Below are 26,204 nucleotides of genomic sequence, written 5' to 3'. Positions count from 1 at the left end.
ATAAATAAGTATTGATTTTTTTCTGATAAGCTTTATCATTGTATACATAAATAATAATGAAAAGGTGGTTCAATAATGACAAATAAGAAAAACCTTACAACAAGCTGGGGTGCTCCAGTTGGAGATAATCAAAACTCAATCACTGCCGGCCAACGCGGTCCCGTCCTCATTCAAGATGTACACTTATTGGAAAAACTGGCCCACTTCAACCGTGAACGTGTGCCTGAACGTGTAGTTCATGCGAAAGGCGCCGGTGCATTCGGTACTTTCGAAGTAACGAACGACCTTTCTAAGTATACGAAGGCTAAACTTTTCAATGGTGTTGGCAAGAAAACAGATCTTTTTATCCGTTTTTCTACAGTAGCGGGTGAATTGGGTTCTGCTGACACAGTACGTGATCCACGTGGATTTGCCGTTAAGTTCTACACGGAAGAAGGAAACTACGATATCGTCGGTAATAATACGCCTGTATTCTTTATTCGTGATGCAATAAAATTCCCCGACTTCATTCATACACAAAAGAGAGATCCGCGAACACATTTGAAAAACCCGACAGCAGTTTGGGATTTCTGGTCACATTCACCAGAATCTTTGCACCAAGTAACAATTTTGATGTCTGACCGGGGTATTCCGGCTACACTTCGTCATACACATGGCTTCGGAAGCCACACATTTAAATGGGTAAATGATGAAGGGAAGGGCGTATGGGTGAAATACCACTTCAAAACTGAACAAGGCATCAAAAACCTTGATGTGAATCTAGCAGCAAAACTAGCAGGTGAAAACCCTGATTACCATACGGAAGATCTATTCAATGCCATAGAAAAAGGGGACTTCCCTGCATGGAAATTATTTGTTCAGATCATGCCTTTGGAGGATGCGGATACGTACCGTTTTGATCCATTTGATGTAACGAAAGTATGGTCTCAAAAAGACTATCCGCTAATCGAACTTGGCCGCATGGAATTGAACAGGAATCCTGAAAACTATTTTGCTGAAGTAGAGCAAGCGACATTCTCACCGGGAACATTCGTACCAGGAATTGAAGCTTCTCCAGACAAGATGCTTCAAGGTCGTCTATTTGCATACGGTGATGCACACCGTTACCGTGTTGGTTCGAATCACAACCAGCTTCCGGTTAACCGTCCGAAAGTGGAAGCGAATAATTACCAGCGTGATGGCTTCATGCGTGCAGATGACAATGGCAAGGGTTCTGTTTATTATGAGCCGAATAGTTTTGGCGGTCCTGCAGAATCTGCGGAAAATAAAGTCACTCCTTTCGAGCTCACTGGGCAAGTGGCACAGGTTGGCCATAATAGTGATGATCACTACACGCAAGCAGGTGATTTATACCGTCTATTGAGTGCAGAAGAGAAAACTCGCCTTGTGGATACGATTGTGGGCGCAATGAAACCTGTGGAATTAGAAGAAATCAAGCTTCGTCAAATCGGTCATTTTTACAAAGCCGATCCAGAATACGGAACACGCATTGCTGAAGGTTTGGGCTTGGCTGTACCGCAAGAAGCGTAAAATATCGAACTATCAATCTATTAATAAGCAAACAGGCATCCATTCATGAATGGATGCCTGTTTTGTTTTATGCCGTGATGTTCTGTCCATTCAGACCAATCGGTGTTTAAAGTATAGGTCATCTTTTTAAACACCGATTGTGGAAGATATTTTGAAATTGTCTTTGAACTGCGTTAAAAGTTATCTGACATATGCTTGAAGAATCTGCGTTGGCTGAAAGAAGGGGATGGATAGGAAATTTTAAAGATATCAGGAATGATACATTCTGGATGGTGATCCCAATTTGGTTCGGCTTGAGGAGTGAGCAACATTAATCGTGAAGTCCCTTCCAATGAAGAAAGGTCTTTGTGCTTTAGCAATAATTAAATAGTATCAGCATACATTCTATTAAGAGGAGGTGCAGTATGGACGTTTTTGTGCGCCAGAATGATTCCTTATGGTATTATAGCCAATTATTCAAGGTGAATTACCAACTTATCATTGATTCCAATAGTGGGAGTGATCCACTTGCCCTCAAGATAGGCCAGCAAATTAAAATTCCTGGATTTACGACGACCGGCTATAAGATTAAGCAAGGGGATTCTTTATGGGCAATTGCAAAATCACGTAATCTTTCTTTGGATGCCTTATTCTTGGTTAATCCTAATCTCAATCCCAGTGCCTTGCAAGTTGGTCAGACGATTTCTGTGCCATTAAGAATTACGTGGAGGCTCATTCAAGGAAACCAAAAATATGACTATGAGACGATGGTGACTGATGTAAGACGCTTGAAAAGTATCTATCCTTTTATTAAAACATCCCCGATTGGAGAAACAGTGCTAGGAAGGGATATCCCAGAAGTGCTGATTGGGAACGGTGACAAGCGAGTACACTATAACGGTTCATTTCATGCGAATGAGTGGATTACTACCCCTGTGATTATGACCTTTTTAAACGATTACTTGCTGTCAATCACGAATCAAACTGCCATACGAGGTCTATCCCTTTTTCCTTTATACCAACAGGCGATGCTTTCGATCGTCCCAATGGTGAATCCCGACGGAGTGGAGTTGGTTCAAAAAGGCCCGCCTGCCGATGAGTCTTTGAAAAGACAGCTCGTGGAATGGAATAATGGCAGCGAAGACTTCTCTGGCTGGAAAGCCAATATTAACGGGGTGGATCTGAATGATCAATTTCCCGCCAAATGGGAGCTGGAACAAGAACGCAATAATGTAACGGAGCCTGGTCCGGCAAATTATTCTGGGGAAGGACCACTTACGCAGCCTGAAGCCATTGGAATGGCAGAGCTGACTAGAAAACGTGATTTTGACAAGGTCCTTGCTTTCCATACTCAAGGGGAGGTCATTTATTGGGGGTTTGAAGGTTTGGAACCGCCAGAGTCCGAAACGATAGTCAATGAGTTTGCGAGGGTCAGTGGATATGAACCTGTCAAATCCGCCAATAGTTACGCAGGGTATAAGGATTGGTACATTCAGGATTGGCGCAGACCTGGATTTACTGTGGAGCTGGGCAAAGGAACCAACCCACTCCCTTTATCACAGTTCGATGAGATTTATCAGAAGACGCTTGGGATTTTCTTAGCAGGTATGTATATGTGAAATTTGACCAAATGAAAAAGCTCAACTCCGTGTACATGGGGGAAGAGCTTTTTAGTCTTATAAACTATTACACTAGAAACGATGAGGGCTGCTGCAAAAAATAAGTAAAGTTATGCTTTACTTATCGATTGCATGGTATCTCGCCTTTAAGCCTGAAAAGTAACGGTCCTTATCCAAGATTGGTCCTTATATTGCAGCCCTATCAACCAAAAGGTCTTCTAATAGTTTTACGGTAAAGAAGTTTGACTCCTTTAGCGCTAGTATTGGCCCCACCTACGCCAGATACTTTGACGGCCACGCATGCCATCCAACCTAATTTCATTATAATAGAAAGCGCTTACATTTACAAAATTAATCGTAATGCAAATTTCGACATTCTCATCTGTGTCCCCTTATCAGTAGGGGGAATGGTCATTTTACTGATAAGGGGTCCCTTATAGAATCCGGTTAATGCGCAATGAATTCCTGCAACTTCTGAGTTAAGCCACCACTGCCAAATTTAATGAGCGTTGTCTTTCCGCTTTCTGGTTCGGGTTTAGAAGCGAATTCCAAAAAGGCTAAAAGGTTAATCCGGCGGTAAAGGATATGGACAATGCCATACTCATAGAACCAATGATCGATCGTATTGTAAACCCCTCTATTCAGTCCATATTGCTGCTGGCACCAATGGAAAAATATTCGGTCAGGCAGATTAAGGTGCTCCATATATTCTAGGCGTCCATTTTGCCTCTCCTTCATAGGGGAAATGGACCTCAGCGCTTCCTTTTGCATAGTATATTCCTCCCTCCTTGATAAAAACGAAAAGACTCCCTATTCATGTTGAATAGAGAGCCTCCAGTGAACTAGTCAGCTTATATATTTTCCTGATATGAAAAAAGTATAAAGTGTATTATTCGTATTTGTCAAGTTGGTTTTTAAAATACTGAAATAAATATGTTTATTTAATATTTATTGGGTAATTTAATTGTAAATGCGAATGAAATTTAATGTTTATTCAATTATAGTTCGTATATAATAGTTTTTAAGGATATGGAGGAGGAGAGACTGAATGTATAAATCCAAAAAGATTTTATTATTGGGCTCGGGTGAATTGGGGAAAGAGGTCATACTTGAAGCACAGCGTCTTGGTGTAGAGACAGTTGCCGTAGACCGCTATGAACAAGCCCCTGCCATGCAAGTTGCTCATCGAAGCTATGTCATCGATATGCTGGATGCAGTACAACTAAGGGGAATTATAGAAAAAGAACAACCTGATTTGATTGTACCGGAAATCGAAGCCATTGCTACATCTGAATTAGTTAAATTGGAAGAGGAAGGTTTTCATGTCATTCCGATGGCAAGAGCGGCTAAATTAACAATGGATCGTGAAGGAATCAGGAGGATGGCTTCTGAAACGCTGGAGATTCCAACTGCTGCCTACAAATTCGCTGATACATATGAAGAATTTGTCCAAGCTGCCAAAGAAGTTGGGTTTCCCAATGTCGTAAAACCGCTGATGAGTTCTTCAGGGAAAGGGCAAAGTGTTTGCCGAACGGAAGAAGATCTGGAAGAATGCTGGGGAATCGCCATGGAAGGCGGCCGTGTTCAAAATGGACGAGTGATCATTGAAGAATATATCCATTTTGATTCAGAAATCACCTTGCTTACAGTTCGTGCCGTAAACGGAACGATGTTTTGTGCTCCCATCGGTCACATTCAACAGGGCGGGGATTATATTGAATCCTGGCAGCCGCATAATATGACGAAAGCACAAATAATAGAAGCGAAAAGGATTGCCCATGCCATTACAGATGAACTTGGAGGGTATGGATTATTTGGGGTCGAGCTTTTCCTTTCAGGGGATAAAGTCTATTTCAGTGAAGTATCCCCACGTCCGCATGATACGGGGCTAGTAACATTAGTGACTCAGAACTTGTCGGAGTTTGCCTTGCATGTTCGAGCGATTCTAGGATTTCCTATCCCTGAAATCAAGTTGATCACACCAGGGGCGAGCCGTCCATTGAAAGCACCAGTTGAGTTATCCGAATATTCTATAGTCGGTGTTGAAAAAGCTTTGGCTTTACCGAATACACAAGTGCGTCTCTTCGGAAAACCAGTCACCAAGGTAGGGAGAAGGGTCGCTGTCGCCCTATCATCTGCTGATTCAATCGAAGTAGCGAGAGTGAATGCAGCCCGTGCTTTGGAATGTTTAGGCGTAGAGAAATAACAGCGAAAAGCGCTCTGTGATTGGAGCGCTTTTTTTATAGCTAAAATGTCCTTCACCGCGGTTAATCCAATAACCAAACCTTCTTCGACTTACGTTTTGTCCAGTTACGGTAAGGATCAGAATAACACTAATCGCCTAGCTCTTTAAGGGACTCCCACCTTTTTAAGCCTTTTCATCTGGAAAATTCATCAGATGTAGCGGAACCGGCATCGCCGCCTTCATACTTCCTTCATTCATCACCATAGGAAATCGTTTCGTGCGTTCCTTATTGGCCGTATCATTAATAAAATCCACTAGAACATCCTTCATGCTAGAGTTGATGGATGATAGTTCCACTCCTCTCATCCAGTAAAATGGCCCCCATTAGTGATGGTTTCCATCTTTCCCCTGGAACTATATGGAATCCTTAACCGTTTAAGGAATGGACAAAAGCATATAAGGTATACAATCACGTGTCAAGTTGCCTTTACCTTGTCTTAACAATAATCCACTGCATTTTTACAATGCCTTGATATAGTGTTCATCTTCTTCACTTATAGTTTAATTAAATATTCAAACATTAAAGGGAGGTCATTTATATGAATTATGCATGGAGTAAAAAGGTTTTGCCGATTACCCTCGTTTCGGCCTTAGCATTTGGAAGTTTAACATGGTCCGCTGAGGATCGTGTTTCGGCAAAGGAAAAGCCTAAAAATGATCCGGAAATCAGGAACGTCATTTTCATGATAGGTGACGGTATGGGGGTGTCATATACCTCCGCTTACCGTTATTTAAAAGATAACCCAGGTACTATGGTGGCAGAAAGGACGGAGTTTGATAAATACTTGGTTGGCCAGCAGATGACCTACCCTGAAGACTCTGCACAAAATATAACGGATTCAGCTTCAGCAGCAACAGCAATGTCTTCCGGCGTGAAGACTTATAATGCTGCGATTGCAGTGGATAATGATAAATCTGAAGTCAAAACCGTATTGGAAGCAGCAAAGGGTAAAGGAAAAGCGACTGGATTGGTTGCCACTTCTGAAATTACTCATGCAACACCGGCATCTTTTGGTGCTCATGATGAAAATCGAAAAAACATGAATTCAATTGCAGACGATTATTATAATGAATTAATCAAGGGTGAACATAAAATCGACGTCCTGTTGGGCGGCGGAAAATCCAATTTTGTCAGGCCGGACATCAATTTGGCGAAAGCCTTCAAAAAAGACGGTTACAGTTATGTGACTGATAAAAAGCAAATGCTCAAGGACAAAAATGAACAGGTCCTAGGTTTATTCGCTTCAGAAGGACTCCCGAAAATGATTGACCGCCCAAATGAAACGCCTTCTTTGGAAGACATGACAAGCTCGGCGATCAAGCGATTGAATAAAAATAAAGATGGATTCTTCTTGATGGTCGAAGGAAGCCAGGTCGATTGGGCAGGACATGATAATGATATCGTAGGTGCAATGAGTGAAATGGAAGACTTTGAAAAAGCATATAAAGCGGCAATAGAATTCGCGAAGAAAGACAAACATACATTGGTGGTGGCTACTGCCGATCACTCTACAGGAGGATTCTCGATCGGAGCTAAAGGAATATATAACTGGTACGGTGAACCGATCAAGGCAGCCAAACGCACCCCAGACTTCATGGCGGATGCCATCGTAAAAGGGGCGGATGTTGAAAAGACATTAAAGCAATATATCAATCAAAATAAAGTGAAGCTGACTAACGAAGAAATCAAAACAGTAACAGAAGCTGCCAAAACAAAAAATGTGACGAACGTCGATAATGCCATAGAAGCCATATTCGATAATCGGACTAATACTGCGTGGACTACAGGAGGACACACGGGTGAAGATGTACCGGTCTACGCGTACGGACCATATAAAGAACGTTTTGCCGGGCAGGTCGATAACACGGATCATGCCAAAATCATCTTCGATCTATTAAAGAAGTAATAACACTTCAGGGAGGGATTCAATGAACAGACTGATGATAGGTGCCCTGTTATTAACGGCATTTGGTGCTCTTAATACCCAACCAGCTTACGAAGAAGAAACGACAGCTAAAGAAAAAACAGAGGAAATTGAACGACCATTGATAAAAAAGGATGTCTATGTTCCGAATCCACAGCTTCCTGATGATATTAAACTGAACCAAATCGGCCAAAGCGCCTCCGATGAAAAAGGCGATTTAACATTGAAATCCTATAAAAAAGTGAATGAAATGTTGAATGTTGGTCCAATCGAGATTAAGGTCAAAGAAATGAAAGTGATGCATGTTACCCCTGATTACAGCATGATTGATTTCTTTCATGGCTATACGCATGATGAAGATTTCGATATCGTAAAAGTGAACGTAGATATCAAGAACAATTCGGATAAAAAAATCAAGTTTTCCCCAGTTGCTTTCCTTGAAACAGACGGCGGAGAACATCTGACATGGGAAGATGACATCTACTTAGAAGAACTTACTGGTGAAATAGAAGGAAATGGTTCAAAAAGTGGAAACATTGGTTTCATTCTAAGTGAGGGAAACATAAAGGGCATATCCCTCATGACAAGTGATGCGGTGGATGAAGAAGAGGAAGTTCTTGCAAAAGGCAAGTCAGTTGAATTCTCTTTTTAAAGGATATAGTGTATGAATGCCTTCGGAAAATCAAATACTATAACAAGTGATAGGGTTTCTTATCACTGAACGGAATATCCAAATCCTAATGATGAGGTGACACAGAATGAGCTATAAAGATCAATTAGATCCACATTCTCAAAAGTTTCACCATAATTGGACAAGACCTAAGCGTTCAAATTCTCAAGTTAATGGCCATACGCAAGAATCGCAAACAAACATTATACTAAGAAGCAATGCAAAGGCTCACAAGTGGTAACGGATATTTCTGATAAAGAAGGAGGCTCTTCGCGAGTCTTCTTCTTTATATTTAATGGCTAAACAAACATAGGAATTGGAATGGAACCCTAATTAAGGCATGCATGGCTTTTCGTTCATAATTATGATACCATTTACCTTTAAGAATAAAGCAACTTTGGGCTTTGTGCCTGACGAAAATTATTCATCACCGGAGTTTAGATAATCCGATTGAGAGTTTCACCTTATACAAATAGAGGACGTGAATTGTAATGATAAATATTGAAATCCCTGCAGCGGATATAAGCATTAAACAAAGAAAACAAGTGATAGAAGGAGACGAAGCTGTCATTCCGGAAATCTACGGGTTTATCGATTTTCATTTGATTCCCCGCGATAAAGGCGGCATCATCTTGTTTTACAATGAAAAAGATGAGCTGATTTTTGTAGGGAAAGCTCGTAAATTAAGACCAAGGGTCAAGAAGCATTTCGAGGATAATGTTTCTCCGATTAAAGAGCATCGTAATGAAGTCAAGAAAATTGACATTCTTATAGTCGAAGATGCTATGGAACGTGAAATCTATGAAACGTACATGATCAATACACTTCATGCTAAATACAACGTCGACAAAGTGTTTTATAAATAATAAAAAAAGCTGGCTGCTCATGCAATCAGCTTTTTTTGTGTTACATCCAATGCTCAAAAAATGTCCGTATATTTACAGTTACTTGATGTGAGGTTAACATTGTTGGTTTATATTTGAAGTATTCCACCATTACGCTTTCAGGAGGTTACTATTGAAGAAAATACTTTGTAAAAAGGTGTTGGTTATCTCGGTAGGGACAGTGATTGCCTTTGGGAATTTAACATGGTCCGTGTCACAAGCTTCTAAACAGGCGAAACAGCGAGAGATTAAATCTTTTGAACAAGAAACGGTAAAATCTTCAAGGTGGGATATGGGAGAATGAGCAAATAGTCCAATGAAATAGGCTGCTCGATGATGCAGCTTAGTGTTATATGAGGGTACAATACATGAATAAAAGCACTGGAGGTTCTTTACACATGCTGTTATGTGTGAATGGGCTTCCATTTATTTTTGTTATTAATTATGAACAATGTTGTACCTATATGATTAATAACTCCAATGGGCTAAAACTTTAAAAAGGAGTAATGAAATCCTATAAATATTTTGAATAAAACTTGCAAATAGTAATGATTACGTTTTATTATTAAAGAGTGCTTTTTTTGTGATAGGTAATTACGAAACTCAAATCGTAATGTTTACGATTTGAGTTTAGCAAGTAAAGGAGTGGTAAGGAATGTTGAAAAAGAAAATTCCCGTAACCGTATTGAGCGGGTACCTTGGTTCCGGTAAGACGACGCTACTGAATCATATTCTTGAAAATCGGAATGATCTGAAGGTTGCCGTCATCGTTAATGATATGAGTGAAATCAATATCGATGCTTCTCTGATCAAACAGGGAGGGTTTACCCGGACGGATGAAAAACTTGTGGAAATGCAGAATGGCTGCATTTGTTGTACGCTTCGTGAGGATTTAATGATTGAAGTTGAAAAGCTGTCCGCACAAGGTGATATTGACTATATTGTGATTGAATCGACCGGTATCAGTGAACCCGTCCCAGTCGCTCAAACCTTCACGTATGTTGATGAAAACGTGGGAATTGATTTATCAAAATTTTGTCAACTCGATACGATGGTTACCGTTGTTGATGCGAAGAACTTTTGGCAAGATTATGCTTCAGGAGAAACGCTTATTGATCGAATGCAGGCAACGGATGAGGCCGATCAGAGGGAAGTGGTTGATCTATTAATTGACCAAATAGAGTTCGCTAATGTGATTCTTTTAAATAAAATTGATTTAATGGAAGCGAAAGACGTCGCGGAATTGAAAGCGGTACTCCATAAAGTGAATCCGGATGCAAGGATCATTGTAACGAGTCATTCACAGGTTCCGCTAAAAGAAGTCATGAACACCCATCTTTTTGATTTTGAAAAGGCAAGCCAGGGGGCTGGCTGGATAAAGGAATTGAATGCGGAGCATATTCCAGAAACCGAAGAATATGGAATAGCTTCCTTCGTTTACAGAAGGAGAAAGCCATTTCATCCATTGCGGCTGATGACGTGGTTAGAAAGGTGGCCCGTGGAAGTGGTGCGGGCAAAGGGCTTCCTTTGGTTGGCATCGAGAAATGATACAGCAGGCCTGCTATCACAAGCTGGACCGTCATTAATGATCCAGGCAGCAGGTAAATGGATTGCAGCACATCCTAAAGATGAACAACAGCAGATTTTTCATGATGAGCCTGAATTATTGAAAAGCTGGGATGATCTTTATGGAGACCGGATGACGGAGCTGGTGATGATTGGCATTCAAATGAATCAACAGGAAATCGAAAAGGAATTAGATCAATGCTTATTGACGGAAATGGAGCTGCAGCAGGATTGGTCTCTGTATGAAGATCCATTACCTGCTTTTACGGAAATCGTTCATTAAAAAACTTTTGGAGGTAACAAAGATGAGAGTAAATATTACTTTAGCATGCACAGAAACAGGGGACCGAAATTATATCACAACGAAAAACAAGCGGAATAACCCAGATCGAATCGAATTGAAAAAGTACTGCCCGCGTTTAAAGAAACACACGCTTCACCGTGAAACGAAGTAATTTTGAGTTATAAATCGGAATGATTATGTTTTATTGAAGAGAATGGATGTAAAAGGGGGGAAGTGGAAGCTAGACAGGCAGCCGAACGAATTGTGAACAATTTATAGAATTTATAAAATCAATATGTTAAAAAGGAGAGATTCAAATGGCCAAAAAATCTAAAGTAGTAAAAGCGCAAAAACAGTTGGCGATAGTTGAAAAGTACGCAGAACTTAGAAAGGAATTGAAGGAGAAAGGGGATTATGCCGCATTGGCCAAACTCCCGCGTGATTCCTCGCCGACAAGGGTCCACAATCGTTGTGGAGTTACAGGAAGGCCCCGTGGATATATGCGCAAATTCAACATGTCACGTATCGTTTTTCGGGAGCTTGCCCATAAAGGGCAACTGCCTGGTGTCAAAAAGGCAAGCTGGTAATAGCCGGATAAAGAAATATGGTGGAATGTTGAGAATAAGGCATAATTCAGGGTCCGAGAACGTGACAATCCGTCCCAGCGCGGGAACGATCCGTACTAAGCGGCATAAACAATCTGAGAATAGGGATTCTGCATGAGTGAACGGCAAAAAAGCAGAAGTCATATAGACTCTGCTTTTTTAGCATGCTATTTACCTTTGGAAAAATTCAATCCACTCTTTTTCTGGTCCATATATGTAGAAATAGCGATACCCATTAGGAAGGGTGACGATTTCCTCATCGATCAGCTCGATGTTATCCAAGCTTTTGATCCGGGCATATTCTTCTTCGATATCATCAACAGTAATGGCAAAATGATGGATTGTTGCTTCGGATGGCAATGTGTCGCTGTATCCTTGAATCAATTCAATTTCTGTTTCTTCTGACTTTTCGTAACCTAGGAAAGCCAGTTGGATTACACCGTTGGTATGAGGCACCCGCGCTTTCACTTTTAAATCCAACACTTCCTGATAAAAGGCGATGGATTTTTCAAGATCTTTTACAACAACTCCAATATGATCTACTCTTTTCGTAGCCAAGAAAACTTCCTCCTTTATTATGTCCGGTGCAATTTTCCAATATTAATATATATCATAACATTCGGTATAAAATTATATATTTGTAGCCGTTATTTAAAAAAAATTAAAAACTGAAAATACTTTTTCCCCATAATATTATCTATACCTTCAAGAAGTACCGCATCATCCTATAATAGAGAAAAGGACATTCCTATAAACAATAGGTTTCTTCATATACCCGTGGCTTACCCTTTAATTAACCGTATAATGGTTGAAATAAGTCATATTGGTCACTCATACTAACGTCTCACACCGGTCTTATACCATATATGGTGTGTATGTTACTTTGAACTTTTTCAGGATTATTTTTCATCTTGATTGATTCTTTTCACGAACAAAAAGAATTTATCTTTTTCAAGGTTAAGATTTGTTTCTATATGGAATAGTCGATATACTATGGAAACAACTCCATTATTAATGGATATGAGAGGAGAGGTAGTATGGGAAAAATTCGTGAAGGTGAGGTTTTCACCCTTGCTGATGACAATGATGAAGGCCATGAAGTTGAGGTTTTAGGCTCATTGGATGTAGAAGGAACGGAATATGTAGCAGTAGGTTTGCTTGAAGATATTGAAGAGGATACAGAGGAAGATATCGATATTTTCTTTTTCAGGGTCGAAGGCGAAGGTGAACTGCTAGATATCGAATCGGACGAAGAGTTCGAAAAGGTATCATTGGCGTTTGAAGCAGCATTTGAAGCGAAAGAATGACAAGGTAAAAGACGGCACAATGTGTGCCGTCTTTTTTATATGTATAAAGAAAGTATTGGCCCCGCCTTCGCCAAATACCATGATAGCCACGCGTGCTATCCAGCCTTTCTTAAGTATAGGGTTGTAATATTGAAGGGACGTGTACCCCATATGAAGATTTTGTTAATAAACGGAGTATTTTTCCACATCCAAGGCATAGGATAAAAAAAGTGGAGGTGATGGGATGGCCGTTGTAAAGCACACTGATGCCGATATTGCCTTATTGGCAAGATTGCTTAGAGCGGAAGGCGAGGGTGAAGGTGATCAAGGCATGTTGATGATCGGTAATGTAGGGGTCAATCGGATTAGGTCAAATTGTTCCGATTTCAAAGGGTTGAGGACGATTCCAGACATGATTTATCAGGAGCATGCCTTTGAAGCTGTTCAGAAGGGGTATTTTTATCAGCGAGCAAGGGATAGGGAAAAAAGGCTTGCACGCCGGAGCGTAAGTGGTGAAAGGTTATGGCCCTCTAAATTTAGCCTATGGTACTTCAGGCCACCGGGAGATTGTCCGGAAACCTGGTATAATCAGCCCCTGGTTGGGCGTTTTAAGCTCCATTGCTTTTATGAACCAACTGGTACAGAATGTCCGGATATTTATAATACGTTTTAAGGAAGAGGCTGAACCTTATGGAGGTTTGGCCTCTTTGTGCATCAGTCTTTAACTAGGAAAAATCATATGATAAAACTGGCAAATGATTTACTGATACTGTAAAATTGAGACTGTAAATTTCCGGATAGAAAGGAATAAAAATATTGATGAGTAAAAGGCTTATTGATTATGGACAAGGGCAAATGGGAGAACAGTCGGAGGATAATGCTGAGAAACTTAAGTCTTTCATGGAGCATAACCCGGACGCCATTTCCATCGTTGATCTGGAAGGAAGGACCCTTCAAGTAAATGCAGCTTTCGAAGAGTTTTTCGGTTGGGCGAATGATGAGCTCATTGGCATGCCGTTTCCAATTATTCCTGAATTCTTGAAGGAGTCAGTCAATGAATTGCATGACCAGATTAAGTCAGGGGAACAAAAAAAAGGATTTGAAACGGTCAGGCAAAGAAAAGATGGCCGGTTAATCCATGTGAGCATTTCCTTGTTCAATATCCAGGACAATGAAAATGAGCCGTGCGCTCTGGTCTTCGTTTATCGGGATATTACAAAGCAAAAACTTGCTGAGGCTGCTTTGAAGGAAAGTGAACAAAGGTATCGCAGTTTAGTGGAAGTGTCGCCTGAAGCGATTTTCGTACATCGCAATGGGATTATTGAGTATATGAATCCCATGGGGGCAAAAATGCTGGGGATGGATAGTGTGGAAGACATTATCGGTAAATCGGTTTTTCAATTCGTTCATCCTGATTCCAGGGAAAGTGTAAAAAAAAGAATCGAGATAATGAGGGATGAACATAAAGCGGTTGATTTATTGGAGCAAAAATTCATTCGGCTTGACGGACAAGTATTTTGTGGGGAAACATTAGGTCTTCCGATTAATTATAATGGATATCCCGCCATACAGGTATTCTGCAGGGATATTACAGAGCGTAAGAAGACAGAAGAGCTGCTCTGTAAATCCAACATGTTATCTGCGGTAGGGCAGATGGCTGCGGGCATGGCACATGAAATTAGAAACCCATTAACCACGGTTAAAGGATTTTTACAATTATTAAGGGAAAACCCTTACCAAAAGGACTATCTTGAAATCACGGTCAGTGAAGTTGAGAAAATAGAGGTCCTTGCCAATGAATTTTTGAGCTTAGCAGAGCCTGAAGCGAAGGTTTGGGAATCAATTCAACTTAACGATATCTTGGATAGAGTGATTACGTTAGAAGAGTTTCAAGCGATATTGAATGATGTTGAAATCATCAACGAATATAAGGCGTGTAATGCATCTGTTATGGGCGACCCAAATCAGTTAAAGCAAGTATTCACGAATGTTGTAAATAATGCGATAGAATCCATGCCAAACGGCGGCAAGCTTTATATACAGGTTAACGATGAGAGAGAATCTGCAATAATCCGATTCATTGATCAGGGCTGCGGAATCTCAAATGAGCGCATGAAGCATTTAGGGCAGCCTTTTTATAGCACTACTGAAAAAGGAACAGGTTTGGGACTCATGGTCAGTACTAAAATCATCCATGAGCACAATGGGGAAATTCACTTCAGTAGCGAAGTGGGAAAAGGGACCATCGTCGATATCATTCTCCCAATCACTGGAATCCAAAATGAAAAGTGACGAGAAGCCATGCTCTCGTCACTTTTTGATTTATAGTTTAACGATCGTTCTGCCTCTTGCTTCCCCTTTTAAAAGGGTCGGAAGGACTTCAGGCAATTCTTCAAGTGTAATTTCCTGTTGAATGAGCTGTTCTAAATGATCGAGTTTAAAGTCTGTGGCTAGGCGATGCCAAACTTTCAATCTTGTATCCATCGGGCAATTGACCGAATCGATTCCAAGTAAATTCACACCTCTTAGTATGAATGGAAAGACGGTGGCAGGAAGGTTTGTACCGGCTGTTAATCCACTGACCGCTACAGATCCGCCATACTTGATTTGGCTAAGGACCGAGGCTAACGGTTCACCGCCGACGGGATCCACCGCACCGCTCCACTTCTGTTTGCCCAGTGCCCGCAGCTTGCCATTGTAAACATCTTCACGAGATAAAATGGTCGTCGCGCCGATTTCCTTCAGGTATCCATGTTCCGAGGCTTTTCCTGTACTCGCTTCCACGGAATAACCAAGTTTGGAAAGGATCGAGACAGCAAAACTGCCAACCCCGCCAGTTGCACCAGTGACGAGAACGCTCCCTTGTTCAGGAGTAAGGTTATTTTCTTCCAGACGAAGAACCGATAAGGCTGCAGTGAAACCAGCCGTTCCGATGATCATCGCTTCTTTCATTGTCAGGCCATCAGGAAGTGGAACGATCCAATCTGCAGGAACACGGGCAAATCGACTATAACCCCCGGATTGGGAAACGCCAATTCCGTATGAGGTCGCAATGACTTCGTCCCCTTCTTTAAATCGGGAATCCTCAGATGATACGACGACACCAGCCATATCAATTCCTGGAACGATCGGATAGCTGCTGACAATGTTTCCTTTCGGAATGCTGGCAAGGCTATCTTTATAGTTTACACCAGAGTAATGAACACGGATGAGCACTTCGCCTTGCGGAAGGTCGTCAATTGATAATTGCTGAATGTTAACGGTAAATTGATCCTCTTGCTTGTTAACGACTAATGCATCAAAATGCTGTTTCATGGTTCGTTCCCCCTTTTATAATAAATCTACCTAATTATAAAAGAAAAAACATTGAAATCATAATGATACAATTCGAAATAAGTAGCGCTGGCTTTTCTTTCTACTTCTAAAAGTGTTACTATTAGATTTGATTCAGTTCATATTAAAGGAGATGTTTTACATGGCTAAAAAAGGATACATACTTATGGAAAATGGAGAAAAGATTGAATTTGACCTTTTCCCGAACGAAGCACCGAACACAGTGGCAAACTTCGAAAACCTAGCAAACACAGGATTTTATAATGGTGTAGTCTTTCACCGTGTCATCCCTGGTTTCGTAAGCCAAGGCGGAGATCCAACAGGTACAGGTGCAGGCGGAAGCGGAAAGCAAATTAAATGTGAAACAGAAGGAAACCCTCACAAACATGAGGCAGGCAGTCTATCGATGGCACATGCTGGAAAAGATACTGGCTCAAGCCAATTCTTTATTGTACACGCGCCACAACCGCATCTTAATGGTGTTCACACAGTATTCGGTAAAGTGACATCTGGACTTGAAACAGCCAAAGCTATGAAAAATGGCGACAAAATGGAAAAAGTCGAAATTTTTGACGCTGAATAATGGAAGTGAAAAGAGGGGGCATTGTGCTCCCTCTTTCTTTTCGCTATATTATTTAATCCCATTCTATATAGAAGGAGAGGGCTATAGAGAGTCATTTTGACGTAATGCTTTCAGTGAAAGTATATTTCACTTCTGTCATGGATTCCGAAATATCCCATAATCTCTGTGAAATTTCTTCATTATATAAGGTATTGATTATATCGTCTATTTTAGGAAAGCCTTTTCTGTTTTTCTTTCCATCTGGCCCGATATACTCCCCGCCTACTAATGTAGGTTCCGTTGCGGCATAAAGGGTAGGAAGTGCACCCATATTTGCCGGTTGGGTGATGGTTTTCGAAAGAAAATGGACGAATTTATTTAGTGGTTTGCCAGATCCGCGTGACATGAGATTAGTATGGGACAGGCCCGGATGACAGGCAACGCTAATCGGGTTTGCATCATGCTGGTTGAATTTGTTTTGTAATTCACGGGCGAAAAGAAGATTGGCCAGCTTGCTTTGTCCATAGTATTTCATTGGTTTATAACCGAGTTCACCATTTAGATTTTCGAAATCAATGAACCCATTGATGGCAGCCAAACTGCTCAATGTGACCACCCGTGATTTTGGCGTGGAAAGAATACGCGGAAGAAGGAGCCCTGTCAAAGCAAAATGACCGAGATGATTGCTTCCGAATTGCAGCTCGAAACCATCTTTCGTCTTACTGTAAGGGGGGATCATCACGCCTGCATTATTAATAAGCACAGAGAGTGAGTCATAGTTTTCATTATAGGAATCAGCAAAATGCCGAATGCTGCTTAAATCACTTAAATCCAGCTGCATTACCCGTACATTTGCCTTAGGATAAACCGAGATGATTCTATCGACAGCCTTTTCACCTTTTGAAGCATTCCGGACAGCAAGAATGATTTCTGCCCCCTTACCGGCCAGAGCAAAAGCCGTTTCAAAGCCAAGTCCACTATTTGCACCAGTTATCACGATGGTTTGCCCCGATACTTCTGCCATTTCTTCGCCATTCCACTTTTCAGTCATCGAATCACACCTTTCCACACATTCTATACCTATCATATACCCAAATAATTCCTATATGTCACATTTTGTGGTCGGGTTTTTTGTCTGACTTGCTTTACCGAAGGTGTCTAATTCATTTTTCCAATATGTAATCAACTATATTTTTCAAGATCAAGATGACGGTTACGATGATAAATAAAACTCTTACATATGCCACTCCTTTCTTAATGGCGAATTTAGAACCTGCCAATGCTCCCGCTATCATGGATATCCCCATCGGTACTCCATATGAATAGTTGACGGTATCAAGAAATATGAACATGAGCAGCGCTGCCAGATTACTTCCGAAGTTTAAAAATTTTGCGTTTCCAGCAGAGTGCAAAAAATCAAAGCCAATCATTAAAAAGGCGAACAAAATGAAAGATCCCGTTCCAGCCCCTAAAAAACCATCATAAAAGCCAGTCGCAAATATAGCGAATGCAAATAGTGCTGCCTTTGGCAACGTGAGCTTATTGTAGGTCGATTCATGTCCCCAGTCTTTCTTTATAAAGGTATAAATGGCTATAGCTATTAAAAGAACTAAGATTAGAGGCTTTAATAATTCGGGTGAGACAAAATTGACCACCCATGCACCTAATAAGGACCCTGTGAAAATTAGTGGGAAAAGTTTTGAAACCAATCGGTAATCAACCTTTCCTGAGCGTATGAAGGCAATGGTACTTGTTAAAGACCCCATGGAACTTGCTAACTTATTGGTTGCAATTGCAGCTGTAGGGGAAAGTCCTGAGAATAATAAAGCGGGTATGGAGATCAGGCCGCCACCACCGACCACAGAATCAATGAATGCTGCCAGAAAGCCGAAAAATACTAGTAGCAAGAGTGTGGAAATTTGTATATCTTCCATCTAATAAGCCTCCAAATCAATGGCATTAAGGTCGAATCGCTTGCTTTTGATGCGGTCTTAACCCAAAGTGTTCATTTTAGTCACTATTAGAATAGTAACTAAAATGAATCCTGATGTAAATAAGAATATTATGATTTAATAAGAGATTTGGTATGATAAGCATATAACTTACTACAAGCACGAGGAGGTACCATGCAAGATATCATACAAAAAATACAGTCACTTGGATTTAGTCAATATGAAGCAAAGGCTTATGTTTCTTTAGTTCGCCAAGGTCCAACCAGTGCCTATCAGGTAAGCAAGGAATCAGGTATTCCCAGAGCCCGTATCTATGAAATATTAAATGGACTTCAAGAAGAGGGAGTCGTATTAAAAGAGGAAATCAATGACTCGATACAATATTCACCTTTACCAGTCGATGTATTTTTGGAATCCGTCCAATCGAAATGGAACAGTTCCTATCAATCCATAAGTCATACACTAAAACAATTCGAGAAAATCGGGCCTATGTCCGATAATCGTGTAATGACGCTTAAGGGTGAAGGGCATATCCTATCTTTTTGTCGTACTTTACTTCAAAAAGCCGAGAAAAGAGTGGTGGTTTCTTTATGGGACAAAATGTATGGGAAACTAGAACAAGAGCTTACAGAGATAGCTGCAAACTGTACACTCAAGGGGATTGTCTTTCAAGTTGAAAACCCTTTATCAGGGCTAGATATACATCGTAAAACCAGCTATGTGGACAATATTGGAGAGAATAAATGGTTCATTCTATCCATTGATGGCAAGGAGACGATTTATGGACCTGCTTCGGAAACGAGAGAAACGGCGTTTTACACAGATGATCCCATTCATATCAATTTTCTCGAAAATTACATTTGGCATGATATCCTTGTTAACCGCTTAGTCAAAAAGGATGAAGAGGGTGCCGAGAAATGGATTTCTAGAGAAAGAGATCAATTTTTCTCACTCTAGCAGAAAGATCACGTACCAAAATAAAAAAGGCTGAAATCTCTCTATGAAGGGGGATTTTAGCCTTTTTTCTAATTTTGTGTGAAACTCCAGCAGATTCATTCGGATAAAAGGTTTTTTGGAAATCTTATCGCCGTGGGTAAGCTGGAAAGATCTCGATAAGATCTGTAAGACACAATGGTATGGTCATGTGCTTGAACATCCAACTGTAGAATTTGTGAGCTTTTCATTTCTAAATAGTACGTAACGTCTTCTTTTTGTAAATGATAAAAAGAAAAGGGTATACCTAAAAGGTTTTTCCTGATTAGTTTTGTTTCAGGCTGATTGATGATTTGCTCACTCAATTCCACAATCGTAACAGATGTCGATCCTGTAATGGCTGTTATTTTTTCTTTTGCATAATCGACTGCATGACTGAAGGTATTGGCAAGATTTTTCAAGATTCCGTCCATAAAGGGCATCTCCTTTGCATTAGGGTATGTATGTAGTATGGTACGCGTCTAATGCTTTATGCAAAAAAATACTCAAGGATGATATAGAATGGACTGTTTATGAACATGATGAAGAGAGTGCTCAATGGGATGATGCAGACAGAAGTTCTGGGATAAATCAAATGTGCAATTAAGGAAGGACGGACAATATGAGTCATGAAGTGTCAAATGAAGAGGTAGTATCCATGAAGAATAGACAAGCTTTTCAAGTGCCAGGCCGCCTATTGAGAGGCAAAGCATGAAGAAAAAAAGGATCTATATTGGTCTGCTTTTCATCGCCATTCTCTCATTTATTACAGTGATGTTCCTTCAGTTCAGGGCGAATTCAGAAGCGGGAACCGATAGAGGAAAAGACGTGGAAGCCATTACGGATAAAAAAATTGAAAAAATGATCCAAAACATGACGCTTGAAGAAAAAATCGGACAGCTTATGGTGGTCGGCTTCAAGGGAACTGAAAAGAGCAATGAAATAACGGAGCTTATCGAACAAAAACATATGGGGGGCGTCATTTATTTTGACCGAAATATGAAATCACCTAAACAAGTGGCTAAGTTATCCAATTCGCTTCAGCAAACCGCCAATCAAAGTTCGCATTCGCTTCCGCTCATGGTGGCAGTCGATCAGGAAGGCGGGGACATAATCCGGATGAGGGAACGGGTATCGCCTCTCCCAGCACAAAAGGACATGGGGAAACAGGCATCTGTGGAAGACATATATAATGTGGCAAAATTGAATGGGACAGAACTGAGTTCCATGGGGATAAACATAAATTTCGCTCCAGTTCTTGATCTATCGGATACAGACAAGCGTTCATTGGGAAAAGATCCGGAGAAGGTCTATCAATACGGAAAGAAAGCCATACAAGGCCTGAATGATGCTTCTGTAACTGGTGCTTTGAAGCATTTTCCAGGAAACGGACGCAGCGAAATCGACCCGCATGTCGAAACATCTTCAGTGGAAGCAAACCAGCTCGATCTGGAAAATTCGGATATTTATCCTTTCAAGAAAATCATAAGTGAAATGGAGAACCCAAATTTTTTCGTGATGGTGACTCACATTAAATATCCTGCCTATGATAAAGAAAAGCCAGCAAGCCTTTCCAAGGTCATCATAGAAGACCTGCTTCGGGGGAAACTTAAATATGAAGGGCTTGTGATCACGGACGATTTGGAAATGGGAGCTGTGAACAAGTATTTCTCTTATGAAGATATGGGGAAGGAAGCAATTCTTGCAGGAGCTGATTTATTACTTGTCTGTCATGAATATACCCATGAGCTTGAGGTATATAACGGATTACTTGAAGCTGTAAAGGGTGGGGAAGTGCCAATGGAGCGAATTAACGAATCAGTGAAGAGAGTCCTGACGTATAAAGTCTATAATTTGAAGCAAGCGAAGGTAGATCCTGATTTAGCCCAAAAAGTGGTGAAAAGTCCTGAAAGCCTAAAGTATCTTGAAAGTTTGAATTTGGATAAATAAAGGGGATATCCCAATCAGCAAGGGGGATTTGTTTAAATCTACTGATCAAGGGAATACTATACTATAACGAACTTGAAGGAGGAAACTCACATGCCATCAAACAAAGTGCTTGGAACCGTCTTGATAGGAGCTGCAGCATATTTAATGCGCAATAAGAAAACTCGTGAAAAAACCATGAGTCAGATTAAATCCTTAGCCACTCCAGAAACCATTGATAAGGTTAAGAGCCAACTCCAATCCATAACCAAATCAAAATCAAGTAATCCATCCATCCATTGAGGTAAATATTCCCATTAAGTGTCTGCTCAAGTTGGGCAAGCCTTAATGGGGATTTTTTTTCATTGAACCTTGATTAAATGGAGAAGGCCATTCGTAAAGAAACCATAAGCACGTAAAAACTGTGGTATTAGCCATCATCAAAAGACCTCCTGAAAATAGTGAAGTTCATCTTGTTGTGGAGGAACTCGGTGAAAGGAAAAACGAAAAAGCACTCGTTGCTTTTGAAGTACCTATAACAGGTCTTCAAAAGCACAAGTGCTTTCATGAACGATCAATGATCATTCGGATTCTTCTTCACCGTCATCTTCTTTATTGAACCAAAGAGGATCCTCATTATCGACCTCACCATTATAATTAATCAGGATTTCTTCTCCTGCTTTTATGTCGGTGTAAGCAAAAAAATCAAACGTGTGATTTTTAAAGTTTATATCATACGTAGCGTTGGGAGTATAAGAGTGATTAAACAGCATGCCATAACCTAAAAGCATGGCAGTATGGTTAATTCCATACTCAAACGCATAATCAGCCAGCAATGTTTTCTCAATGAAGACATGTTCCTCATTTGGATAAGCAATGACAGGGGCTTCATGCAGAAGTTCACCTTTTTTAATGTCCTGTGTTGCGAATACACCTCTATTGAACTCACCATCACTAAGTGTGGAAGTTTTAACTTCAATCATGTTCGTCACCTACTTGTTCTATTCAATATAGTCCAGATTATCTAAGCTTGACAGTTAATAAGAAGAAAAGCAACTATTTTAGAGAATTAATCATTTTCTCCCTACTTTGCAAACTTTCATTCATCATGAACTCCAAGGATCGAATAATGATTCGAACGTCCAGAATATCCAGTCGGAAGGACGAATTAATCCTCTCATCGGCCAAATTATTCTTCAATAGGACGAAATATTTTCCCCCAGCGCATATATACATACGAAAAAACACCCCCCGCTAAAAGTTAGTTAGGGAGGTGTTAGTCATATTGGGTCTGAATCTCTTAGTTCACACCGACTGCTGTAAAGGCATTTTTGATAGTTGTGACTTCTGCACTGCTTGAACCATATAAATCAGAGGCAGCTTGTACCACTGCTGCTCTGGCTTGTGAAAAAGTTGACGAGGAAGTTAAATAAATCGTGTTTGCCCTGTAGAAGATGCTCCCTAGTTTATCAATGCCGATTCCAGATACAGTCACGCCGTGATGGGTGCCGCCTGCAGAGATCAAATAAGCTGCCTTATTAATAATTCCGCTATTCGTATGGACTCCTCCATTGTCACTTGATCCCGTATAACGGTTCGAATAATGATCAGGGTCACCATTCAATGTTGGATTCGCCATTGAACGGAGTGCATCACCGGAAATATTAGGTGTGTAAATATCTTCTCCAATCAGATAATCAGCTTTGGTACTCTGATTCTTAAATTCTACGACTGTTCCAAAAATATCAGAAATCGCCTCATTTAAAGCACCGGATTCATATTGATAGGTAAGATTGGATTCTGAGGAGGTCACAGCATGCGTCAGTTCATGTGCAACGACATCCAGGCCGCCGGACAATGGGATGAACGTCGTGCCGTCTCCATCACCGTAAACCATTTGGGTGCCATCCCAGAAAGCGTTATTGTATCTCGAGCCATAATGAACGGTTGATTTCAGGATGGTTCCATTTCCATCATAGGAGTTCCGTCCAAATGTGGATTTGTAATAATCATAGGTTTTACCCGCATAATAATGGGCGTCCACCGCAGCTTTATCGGTAGAAGTAGTGAAAGCATTGGTCGTGTTGGACATGAGTGTACCAGGTAATTTTGAACGGTTATTGGCATTATAAGTGTAGATTCCTTTGCCGCGTGTATTGTCTTGTAAATAGTAACGACCGCTGGATAAGGTAGTGTTCAAAGACACGGTGTTGTTTAAGACGCCGGTGCCCGTTCCGACGGAATTAGTCCCCGTCACTTCATCTAGTGTATTATATTTATTCAGGATTTTACCCGTTTTGACTGAAATGAAATATTCATGATTTCCTGGTTCCGGACTTAAGAATTTCAAATTGACTTTATATACATAATCGGCCTGGCCTTCATTTGCGTATACATATAGGTCAGATTCAGGTGATTGTTCATAGGCAGGAGTGAACCCCAGATCCGCTTCCGCTATTTTAATAGCTTCGGATTTACTGATGCCTTTTTTAGCCTTTTTCCCTAATTTCGTATTTAGATTGGCTTCAACCGTACCGGACACGACCGTCAATACACCTTTAGCATCAATCAATACTGCTTGTGTGGAGTTCCATACAGGTACGCCTTTATAGGTTTGTTGCAATCTAAGTACTGTATTGCCTAGTTCATCCTTGCTTTCTTTCTGGATCGTGAAGGAGTTTTTCGCCTTTTGCTTTTCTAGCTTGTAAGACTTTTTGTTTTCATCAAAAAAGGTAAGAATGATATCTTCTGCCGATTGCTTTGATGGGTCCGTAAGTTTCCCAGACTTGTATTCTAGCGAATCCTTGTGCTTATTGTACTTTTCAACACTTAACACATTTTTTGCCGCTAAAGCTTCTTGATGGGGAATAGCAGAAAATAATAGACCGATGGATAGTGCAGTTCCTAAAAATACCTTACCCTTCATAACACTCAACTCCTTCATAAGAATACCTCATTTTTACATCGTTTCATAATTATTATCAAATGGAGAAAACTCGTAAAAAATATGACATTTAAAGGAATAAAATGGAGAAAAATGGTTTTTGATAGAAATGTTCTTTGAATTTATTCTTTTAGTAATATTTGGAATGTATTTAAATTGAACCAAATGAATAAAAGTGCAAAAAAACATGGCGTAAAGTGCAAAGAATCGTGGCATAAAGTGCAAAATATTTCGTCAAATAAATGGTTAATTTGTTGAATAGTGCGGTTTTTAAATTTGGCATGAAAATTGCATATATTCAGAATAGGAATATTCGAATTGTAAATTAGCTCTATTTGAAACTCGATGAAATAGGAAATTTATTAAATGGATTTCCCCATAAATGTAAGCGCTTATGTAGAAAGGGATGAAAATTAATGATACCAAAACAAGAAAACGACATCTTTCAGCATCCTCCAAAGCAAGAAGAACAAGAATTAAAGCGCGGGTTAAAATCTCGACATTTAACGATGATTTCCATTGGAGGGGCTATTGGCACCGGGCTGTTTCTTAGCAGCGGGGCAGCTATCCATACAGCTGGGCCAGGCGGTGCATTGCTTGCATATGCTTTAGTTGGCGCAATGGTGTACTTCGTGATGACGAGCTTAGGGGAACTGGCCGCCTTTATGCCGACTAGCGGTTCATTCAGTACATATGGAACGAAATTCGTCGATCCGGCATTTGGGTTTGCCTTGGGATGGACATACTGGTTCAATTGGTCGATGACCATAGCGGCAGAGTTGGCCGCTTCAACAATGATCATGAAGTTTTGGTTTCCGAATAGTCCATCATTGTTATGGAGTGCATCATTCCTGGTGCTCATATTCCTATTAAACTATTTATCCGTTAAAGGATATGGTGAAGGAGAATACTGGTTTTCCTTCATTAAAGTAACAGCCATCGTTATTTTTATAATCGTTGGAATACTAATGATTGTCGGCATCATGGGTGGCGAAGCAGTAGGTTTTAAAAACTTCACCGTCGATGACGCGCCTTTCCCGGGTGGGTTCATGGGTGTCTTCATCGTGTTCATAGCTGCGGGCTTTTCTTTTCAAGGTACCGAAATTGTCGGTGTGGCAGCGGGTGAAAGTGAGGATCCTGCACGTAATATACCAAAGGCCATTAAAAGTGTCTTCTGGAGAATCTTGCTCTTTTACGTATTGGCAATCTTTGTTATAGGGCTGCTTATCCCTTATACGAACTCAAGTTTACAAGGGGATAACGTCATGGTAAGCCCATTCACGCTCATTTTTGAAAAGGCTGGAGTGGCCTTTGCCGCTTCGCTTATGAATGCAGTCATTTTAACAGCGGTATTATCGGCAGGTAACTCTAGTCTATATGCATCTACGCGTATGTTATATTCAATGGCAAAAAATGGTCAAGCACCACGTATTTTTGCAAGACTTAATAAACGCGGAGTACCGGTTGCAGGAATGGTTTTGACATGTTCCATCGGTATGCTAGCCTTTTTAGCTTCCATATTCGGTGATGGTAAAGTGTATATCTGGTTAATGAATGCCATTGGGATTACTGGATTTATCTTTTGGCTGGGCATTTCCATCAGCCATTATCGTTTCCGGAAGGCATACATCGCTCAAGGTCATTCATTGGAGAAGCTGCCATATAAAGCATTATGGTTCCCGATAGGACCGATCTTTGCCATTTTAATTGGTCTGATCGTCATCCTGTCCCAAAACATCCAAGCCTTTTTCTCAGACCAGATTGATTGGGGCAGTGTTATAGCTGCATACCTGGGAATCCCGCTTTTCCTTGGTCTATGGTTGGGCTATAAACTGATAAGAAAGACTAAGCTCGTTAAACTAGATGAAGTCGAGTTTGACTTTGACAAAAAATACGAATGAACAAGCTATAAGTAAAATCAGC

At 40.6% G+C, this 26,204-nt stretch carries 28 protein-coding genes; 19 read left to right on the top strand and 9 right to left on the bottom strand.

Annotation, left to right across the window (positions count from 1 at the left end):
- Positions 1–75 precede the first annotated feature (75 nt).
- Together katA and ACFWE9_RS09590 are read left to right on the top strand one after the other, a co-directional pair.
- Positions 76–1,530, top strand: a complete 1,455-nt coding sequence (gene katA / locus ACFWE9_RS09595) for a catalase KatA (RefSeq protein WP_230159461.1) — start codon at positions 76–78, stop codon at positions 1,528–1,530.
- Positions 1,531–1,934: 404 nt separating this feature from the next.
- Entirely contained in the window at positions 1,935–3,128 is a 1,194-nt protein-coding gene (locus tag ACFWE9_RS09590) for a M14 family metallopeptidase (RefSeq protein ID WP_230159462.1), read from the top strand.
- Positions 3,129–3,575: 447 nt separating this feature from the next.
- On the opposite strand, the gene ACFWE9_RS09585 is transcribed toward ACFWE9_RS09590, so the two are convergent.
- Entirely contained in the window at positions 3,576–3,899 is a 324-nt protein-coding gene (locus ACFWE9_RS09585) for a hypothetical protein (RefSeq protein WP_230159463.1), read from the bottom strand.
- Positions 3,900–4,176: 277 nt separating this feature from the next.
- On the opposite strand from ACFWE9_RS09585, the gene purT reads away from it, so the two are divergent.
- The gene (gene purT / locus ACFWE9_RS09580) at positions 4,177–5,334 is read left to right on the top strand and encodes a phosphoribosylglycinamide formyltransferase 2 (RefSeq protein ID WP_377356576.1); all 1,158 of its coding nucleotides are present in this window, start codon (positions 4,177–4,179) and stop codon (positions 5,332–5,334) included.
- 162 nt (positions 5,335–5,496) lie between these two features.
- Here purT and ACFWE9_RS09575 read toward each other — a convergent pair whose 3' ends face one another.
- Positions 5,497–5,679, bottom strand: coding sequence for a hypothetical protein (locus tag ACFWE9_RS09575; RefSeq protein ID WP_230159465.1), 183 nt, complete (start codon positions 5,677–5,679; stop codon positions 5,497–5,499).
- Positions 5,680–5,912: 233 nt separating this feature from the next.
- Here ACFWE9_RS09575 and ACFWE9_RS09570 point away from each other — a divergent pair, with 233 nt between their 5' ends.
- The 8 genes from ACFWE9_RS09570 (at position 5,913) to rpsN (ending at position 11,288) form a co-directional block, all read left to right on the top strand.
- Complete coding sequence (locus ACFWE9_RS09570) at positions 5,913–7,280, top strand: alkaline phosphatase (RefSeq protein WP_230159466.1); 1,368 nt, start codon at positions 5,913–5,915, stop codon at positions 7,278–7,280.
- Positions 7,281–7,302: 22 nt separating this feature from the next.
- Positions 7,303–7,950, top strand: a complete 648-nt coding sequence (locus ACFWE9_RS09565) for a DUF4352 domain-containing protein (protein WP_230159467.1) — start codon at positions 7,303–7,305, stop codon at positions 7,948–7,950.
- A gap of 106 nt (positions 7,951–8,056) precedes the next feature.
- Complete coding sequence (locus tag ACFWE9_RS09560; protein ID WP_230159468.1) at positions 8,057–8,209, top strand: YpzG family protein; 153 nt, start codon at positions 8,057–8,059, stop codon at positions 8,207–8,209.
- 250 nt (positions 8,210–8,459) lie between these two features.
- Positions 8,460–8,834 (top strand): nucleotide excision repair endonuclease, encoded by a 375-nt coding sequence (locus ACFWE9_RS09555; protein ID WP_377356573.1) that lies wholly within the window; start codon positions 8,460–8,462, stop codon positions 8,832–8,834.
- Between the two features lie 151 nt (positions 8,835–8,985).
- Positions 8,986–9,156 (top strand): hypothetical protein, encoded by a 171-nt coding sequence (locus ACFWE9_RS09550; protein WP_230159469.1) that lies wholly within the window; start codon positions 8,986–8,988, stop codon positions 9,154–9,156.
- A gap of 351 nt (positions 9,157–9,507) precedes the next feature.
- The gene (locus tag ACFWE9_RS09545; protein WP_230159470.1) at positions 9,508–10,701 is read left to right on the top strand and encodes a GTP-binding protein; all 1,194 of its coding nucleotides are present in this window, start codon (positions 9,508–9,510) and stop codon (positions 10,699–10,701) included.
- A gap of 22 nt (positions 10,702–10,723) precedes the next feature.
- Complete coding sequence (gene rpmG / locus ACFWE9_RS09540; protein ID WP_053348792.1) at positions 10,724–10,873, top strand: 50S ribosomal protein L33; 150 nt, start codon at positions 10,724–10,726, stop codon at positions 10,871–10,873.
- 145 nt (positions 10,874–11,018) lie between these two features.
- Positions 11,019–11,288 (top strand): 30S ribosomal protein S14, encoded by a 270-nt coding sequence (gene rpsN, locus ACFWE9_RS09535; RefSeq protein WP_230159471.1) that lies wholly within the window; start codon positions 11,019–11,021, stop codon positions 11,286–11,288.
- Between the two features lie 189 nt (positions 11,289–11,477).
- Here rpsN and ACFWE9_RS09530 read toward each other — a convergent pair whose 3' ends face one another.
- Positions 11,478–11,864, bottom strand: a complete 387-nt coding sequence (locus tag ACFWE9_RS09530) for a VOC family protein (RefSeq protein WP_230159472.1) — start codon at positions 11,862–11,864, stop codon at positions 11,478–11,480.
- Between the two features lie 479 nt (positions 11,865–12,343).
- On the opposite strand from ACFWE9_RS09530, the gene ACFWE9_RS09525 reads away from it, so the two are divergent.
- The 3 genes from ACFWE9_RS09525 (at position 12,344) to ACFWE9_RS09515 (ending at position 14,884) form a co-directional block, all read left to right on the top strand.
- Positions 12,344–12,613 carry a DUF1292 domain-containing protein gene (locus tag ACFWE9_RS09525; protein ID WP_230159473.1) on the top strand — a complete coding sequence of 90 codons (270 nt, stop codon included), beginning with the start codon at positions 12,344–12,346 and terminating at the stop codon, positions 12,611–12,613.
- 223 nt (positions 12,614–12,836) lie between these two features.
- Positions 12,837–13,265, top strand: a complete 429-nt coding sequence (locus ACFWE9_RS09520; RefSeq protein ID WP_230159474.1) for a cell wall hydrolase — start codon at positions 12,837–12,839, stop codon at positions 13,263–13,265.
- Between the two features lie 146 nt (positions 13,266–13,411).
- Positions 13,412–14,884, top strand: a complete 1,473-nt coding sequence (locus ACFWE9_RS09515) for a PAS domain-containing sensor histidine kinase (protein ID WP_377356569.1) — start codon at positions 13,412–13,414, stop codon at positions 14,882–14,884.
- Positions 14,885–14,914: 30 nt separating this feature from the next.
- Here ACFWE9_RS09515 and ACFWE9_RS09510 read toward each other — a convergent pair whose 3' ends face one another.
- A complete protein-coding gene (locus ACFWE9_RS09510) occupies positions 14,915–15,907 on the bottom strand; it encodes an NADPH:quinone oxidoreductase family protein (RefSeq protein ID WP_377356567.1) in 993 nt (330 codons plus the stop codon).
- Between the two features lie 160 nt (positions 15,908–16,067).
- On the opposite strand from ACFWE9_RS09510, the gene ACFWE9_RS09505 reads away from it, so the two are divergent.
- Positions 16,068–16,508: a peptidylprolyl isomerase gene (locus ACFWE9_RS09505; RefSeq protein WP_230159477.1), complete on the top strand. Its 441-nt coding sequence runs from the start codon at positions 16,068–16,070 to the stop codon at positions 16,506–16,508.
- 91 nt (positions 16,509–16,599) lie between these two features.
- On the opposite strand, the gene ACFWE9_RS09500 is transcribed toward ACFWE9_RS09505, so the two are convergent.
- Both ACFWE9_RS09500 and ACFWE9_RS09495 read right to left on the bottom strand, forming a co-directional pair.
- Complete coding sequence (locus ACFWE9_RS09500; RefSeq protein WP_377356565.1) at positions 16,600–17,538, bottom strand: oxidoreductase; 939 nt, start codon at positions 17,536–17,538, stop codon at positions 16,600–16,602.
- A 112-nt stretch (positions 17,539–17,650) separates the two neighbouring features.
- Entirely contained in the window at positions 17,651–18,421 is a 771-nt protein-coding gene (locus tag ACFWE9_RS09495) for a sulfite exporter TauE/SafE family protein (RefSeq protein ID WP_230159479.1), read from the bottom strand.
- Positions 18,422–18,613: 192 nt separating this feature from the next.
- On the opposite strand from ACFWE9_RS09495, the gene ACFWE9_RS09490 reads away from it, so the two are divergent.
- Positions 18,614–19,396 (top strand): TrmB family transcriptional regulator, encoded by a 783-nt coding sequence (locus ACFWE9_RS09490; protein ID WP_377356563.1) that lies wholly within the window; start codon positions 18,614–18,616, stop codon positions 19,394–19,396.
- Between the two features lie 95 nt (positions 19,397–19,491).
- Here ACFWE9_RS09490 and ACFWE9_RS09485 read toward each other — a convergent pair whose 3' ends face one another.
- A complete protein-coding gene (locus tag ACFWE9_RS09485; protein WP_377356561.1) occupies positions 19,492–19,845 on the bottom strand; it encodes a hypothetical protein in 354 nt (117 codons plus the stop codon).
- 277 nt (positions 19,846–20,122) lie between these two features.
- Here ACFWE9_RS09485 and ACFWE9_RS09480 point away from each other — a divergent pair, with 277 nt between their 5' ends.
- The gene (locus ACFWE9_RS09480; protein ID WP_377356559.1) at positions 20,123–21,361 is read left to right on the top strand and encodes a glycoside hydrolase family 3 N-terminal domain-containing protein; all 1,239 of its coding nucleotides are present in this window, start codon (positions 20,123–20,125) and stop codon (positions 21,359–21,361) included.
- Between the two features lie 90 nt (positions 21,362–21,451).
- A complete protein-coding gene (locus tag ACFWE9_RS09475; RefSeq protein ID WP_377356558.1) occupies positions 21,452–21,640 on the top strand; it encodes a hypothetical protein in 189 nt (62 codons plus the stop codon).
- Between the two features lie 278 nt (positions 21,641–21,918).
- Here the strand turns inward: ACFWE9_RS09475 and ACFWE9_RS09470 are convergent, their stop codons facing one another.
- Together ACFWE9_RS09470 and ACFWE9_RS09465 are read right to left on the bottom strand one after the other, a co-directional pair.
- The gene (locus ACFWE9_RS09470) at positions 21,919–22,320 is read right to left on the bottom strand and encodes an SET domain-containing protein (protein ID WP_230159484.1); all 402 of its coding nucleotides are present in this window, start codon (positions 22,318–22,320) and stop codon (positions 21,919–21,921) included.
- 317 nt (positions 22,321–22,637) lie between these two features.
- Positions 22,638–24,263: a M4 family metallopeptidase gene (locus tag ACFWE9_RS09465; protein ID WP_377356556.1), complete on the bottom strand. Its 1,626-nt coding sequence runs from the start codon at positions 24,261–24,263 to the stop codon at positions 22,638–22,640.
- Between the two features lie 434 nt (positions 24,264–24,697).
- On the opposite strand from ACFWE9_RS09465, the gene ACFWE9_RS09460 reads away from it, so the two are divergent.
- Positions 24,698–26,182: an amino acid permease gene (locus ACFWE9_RS09460; protein ID WP_230159486.1), complete on the top strand. Its 1,485-nt coding sequence runs from the start codon at positions 24,698–24,700 to the stop codon at positions 26,180–26,182.
- Positions 26,183–26,204: the final 22 nt, after the last annotated feature.

This window comes from Peribacillus sp. NPDC060253 (assembly GCF_042727425.1).
Taxonomy (GTDB): Bacteria; Bacillota; Bacilli; order Bacillales; family DSM-1321; genus Peribacillus.
Note: the sequence above shows the minus strand (reverse complement) of the source record. Positions and strands in the feature narration are given on the sequence as shown.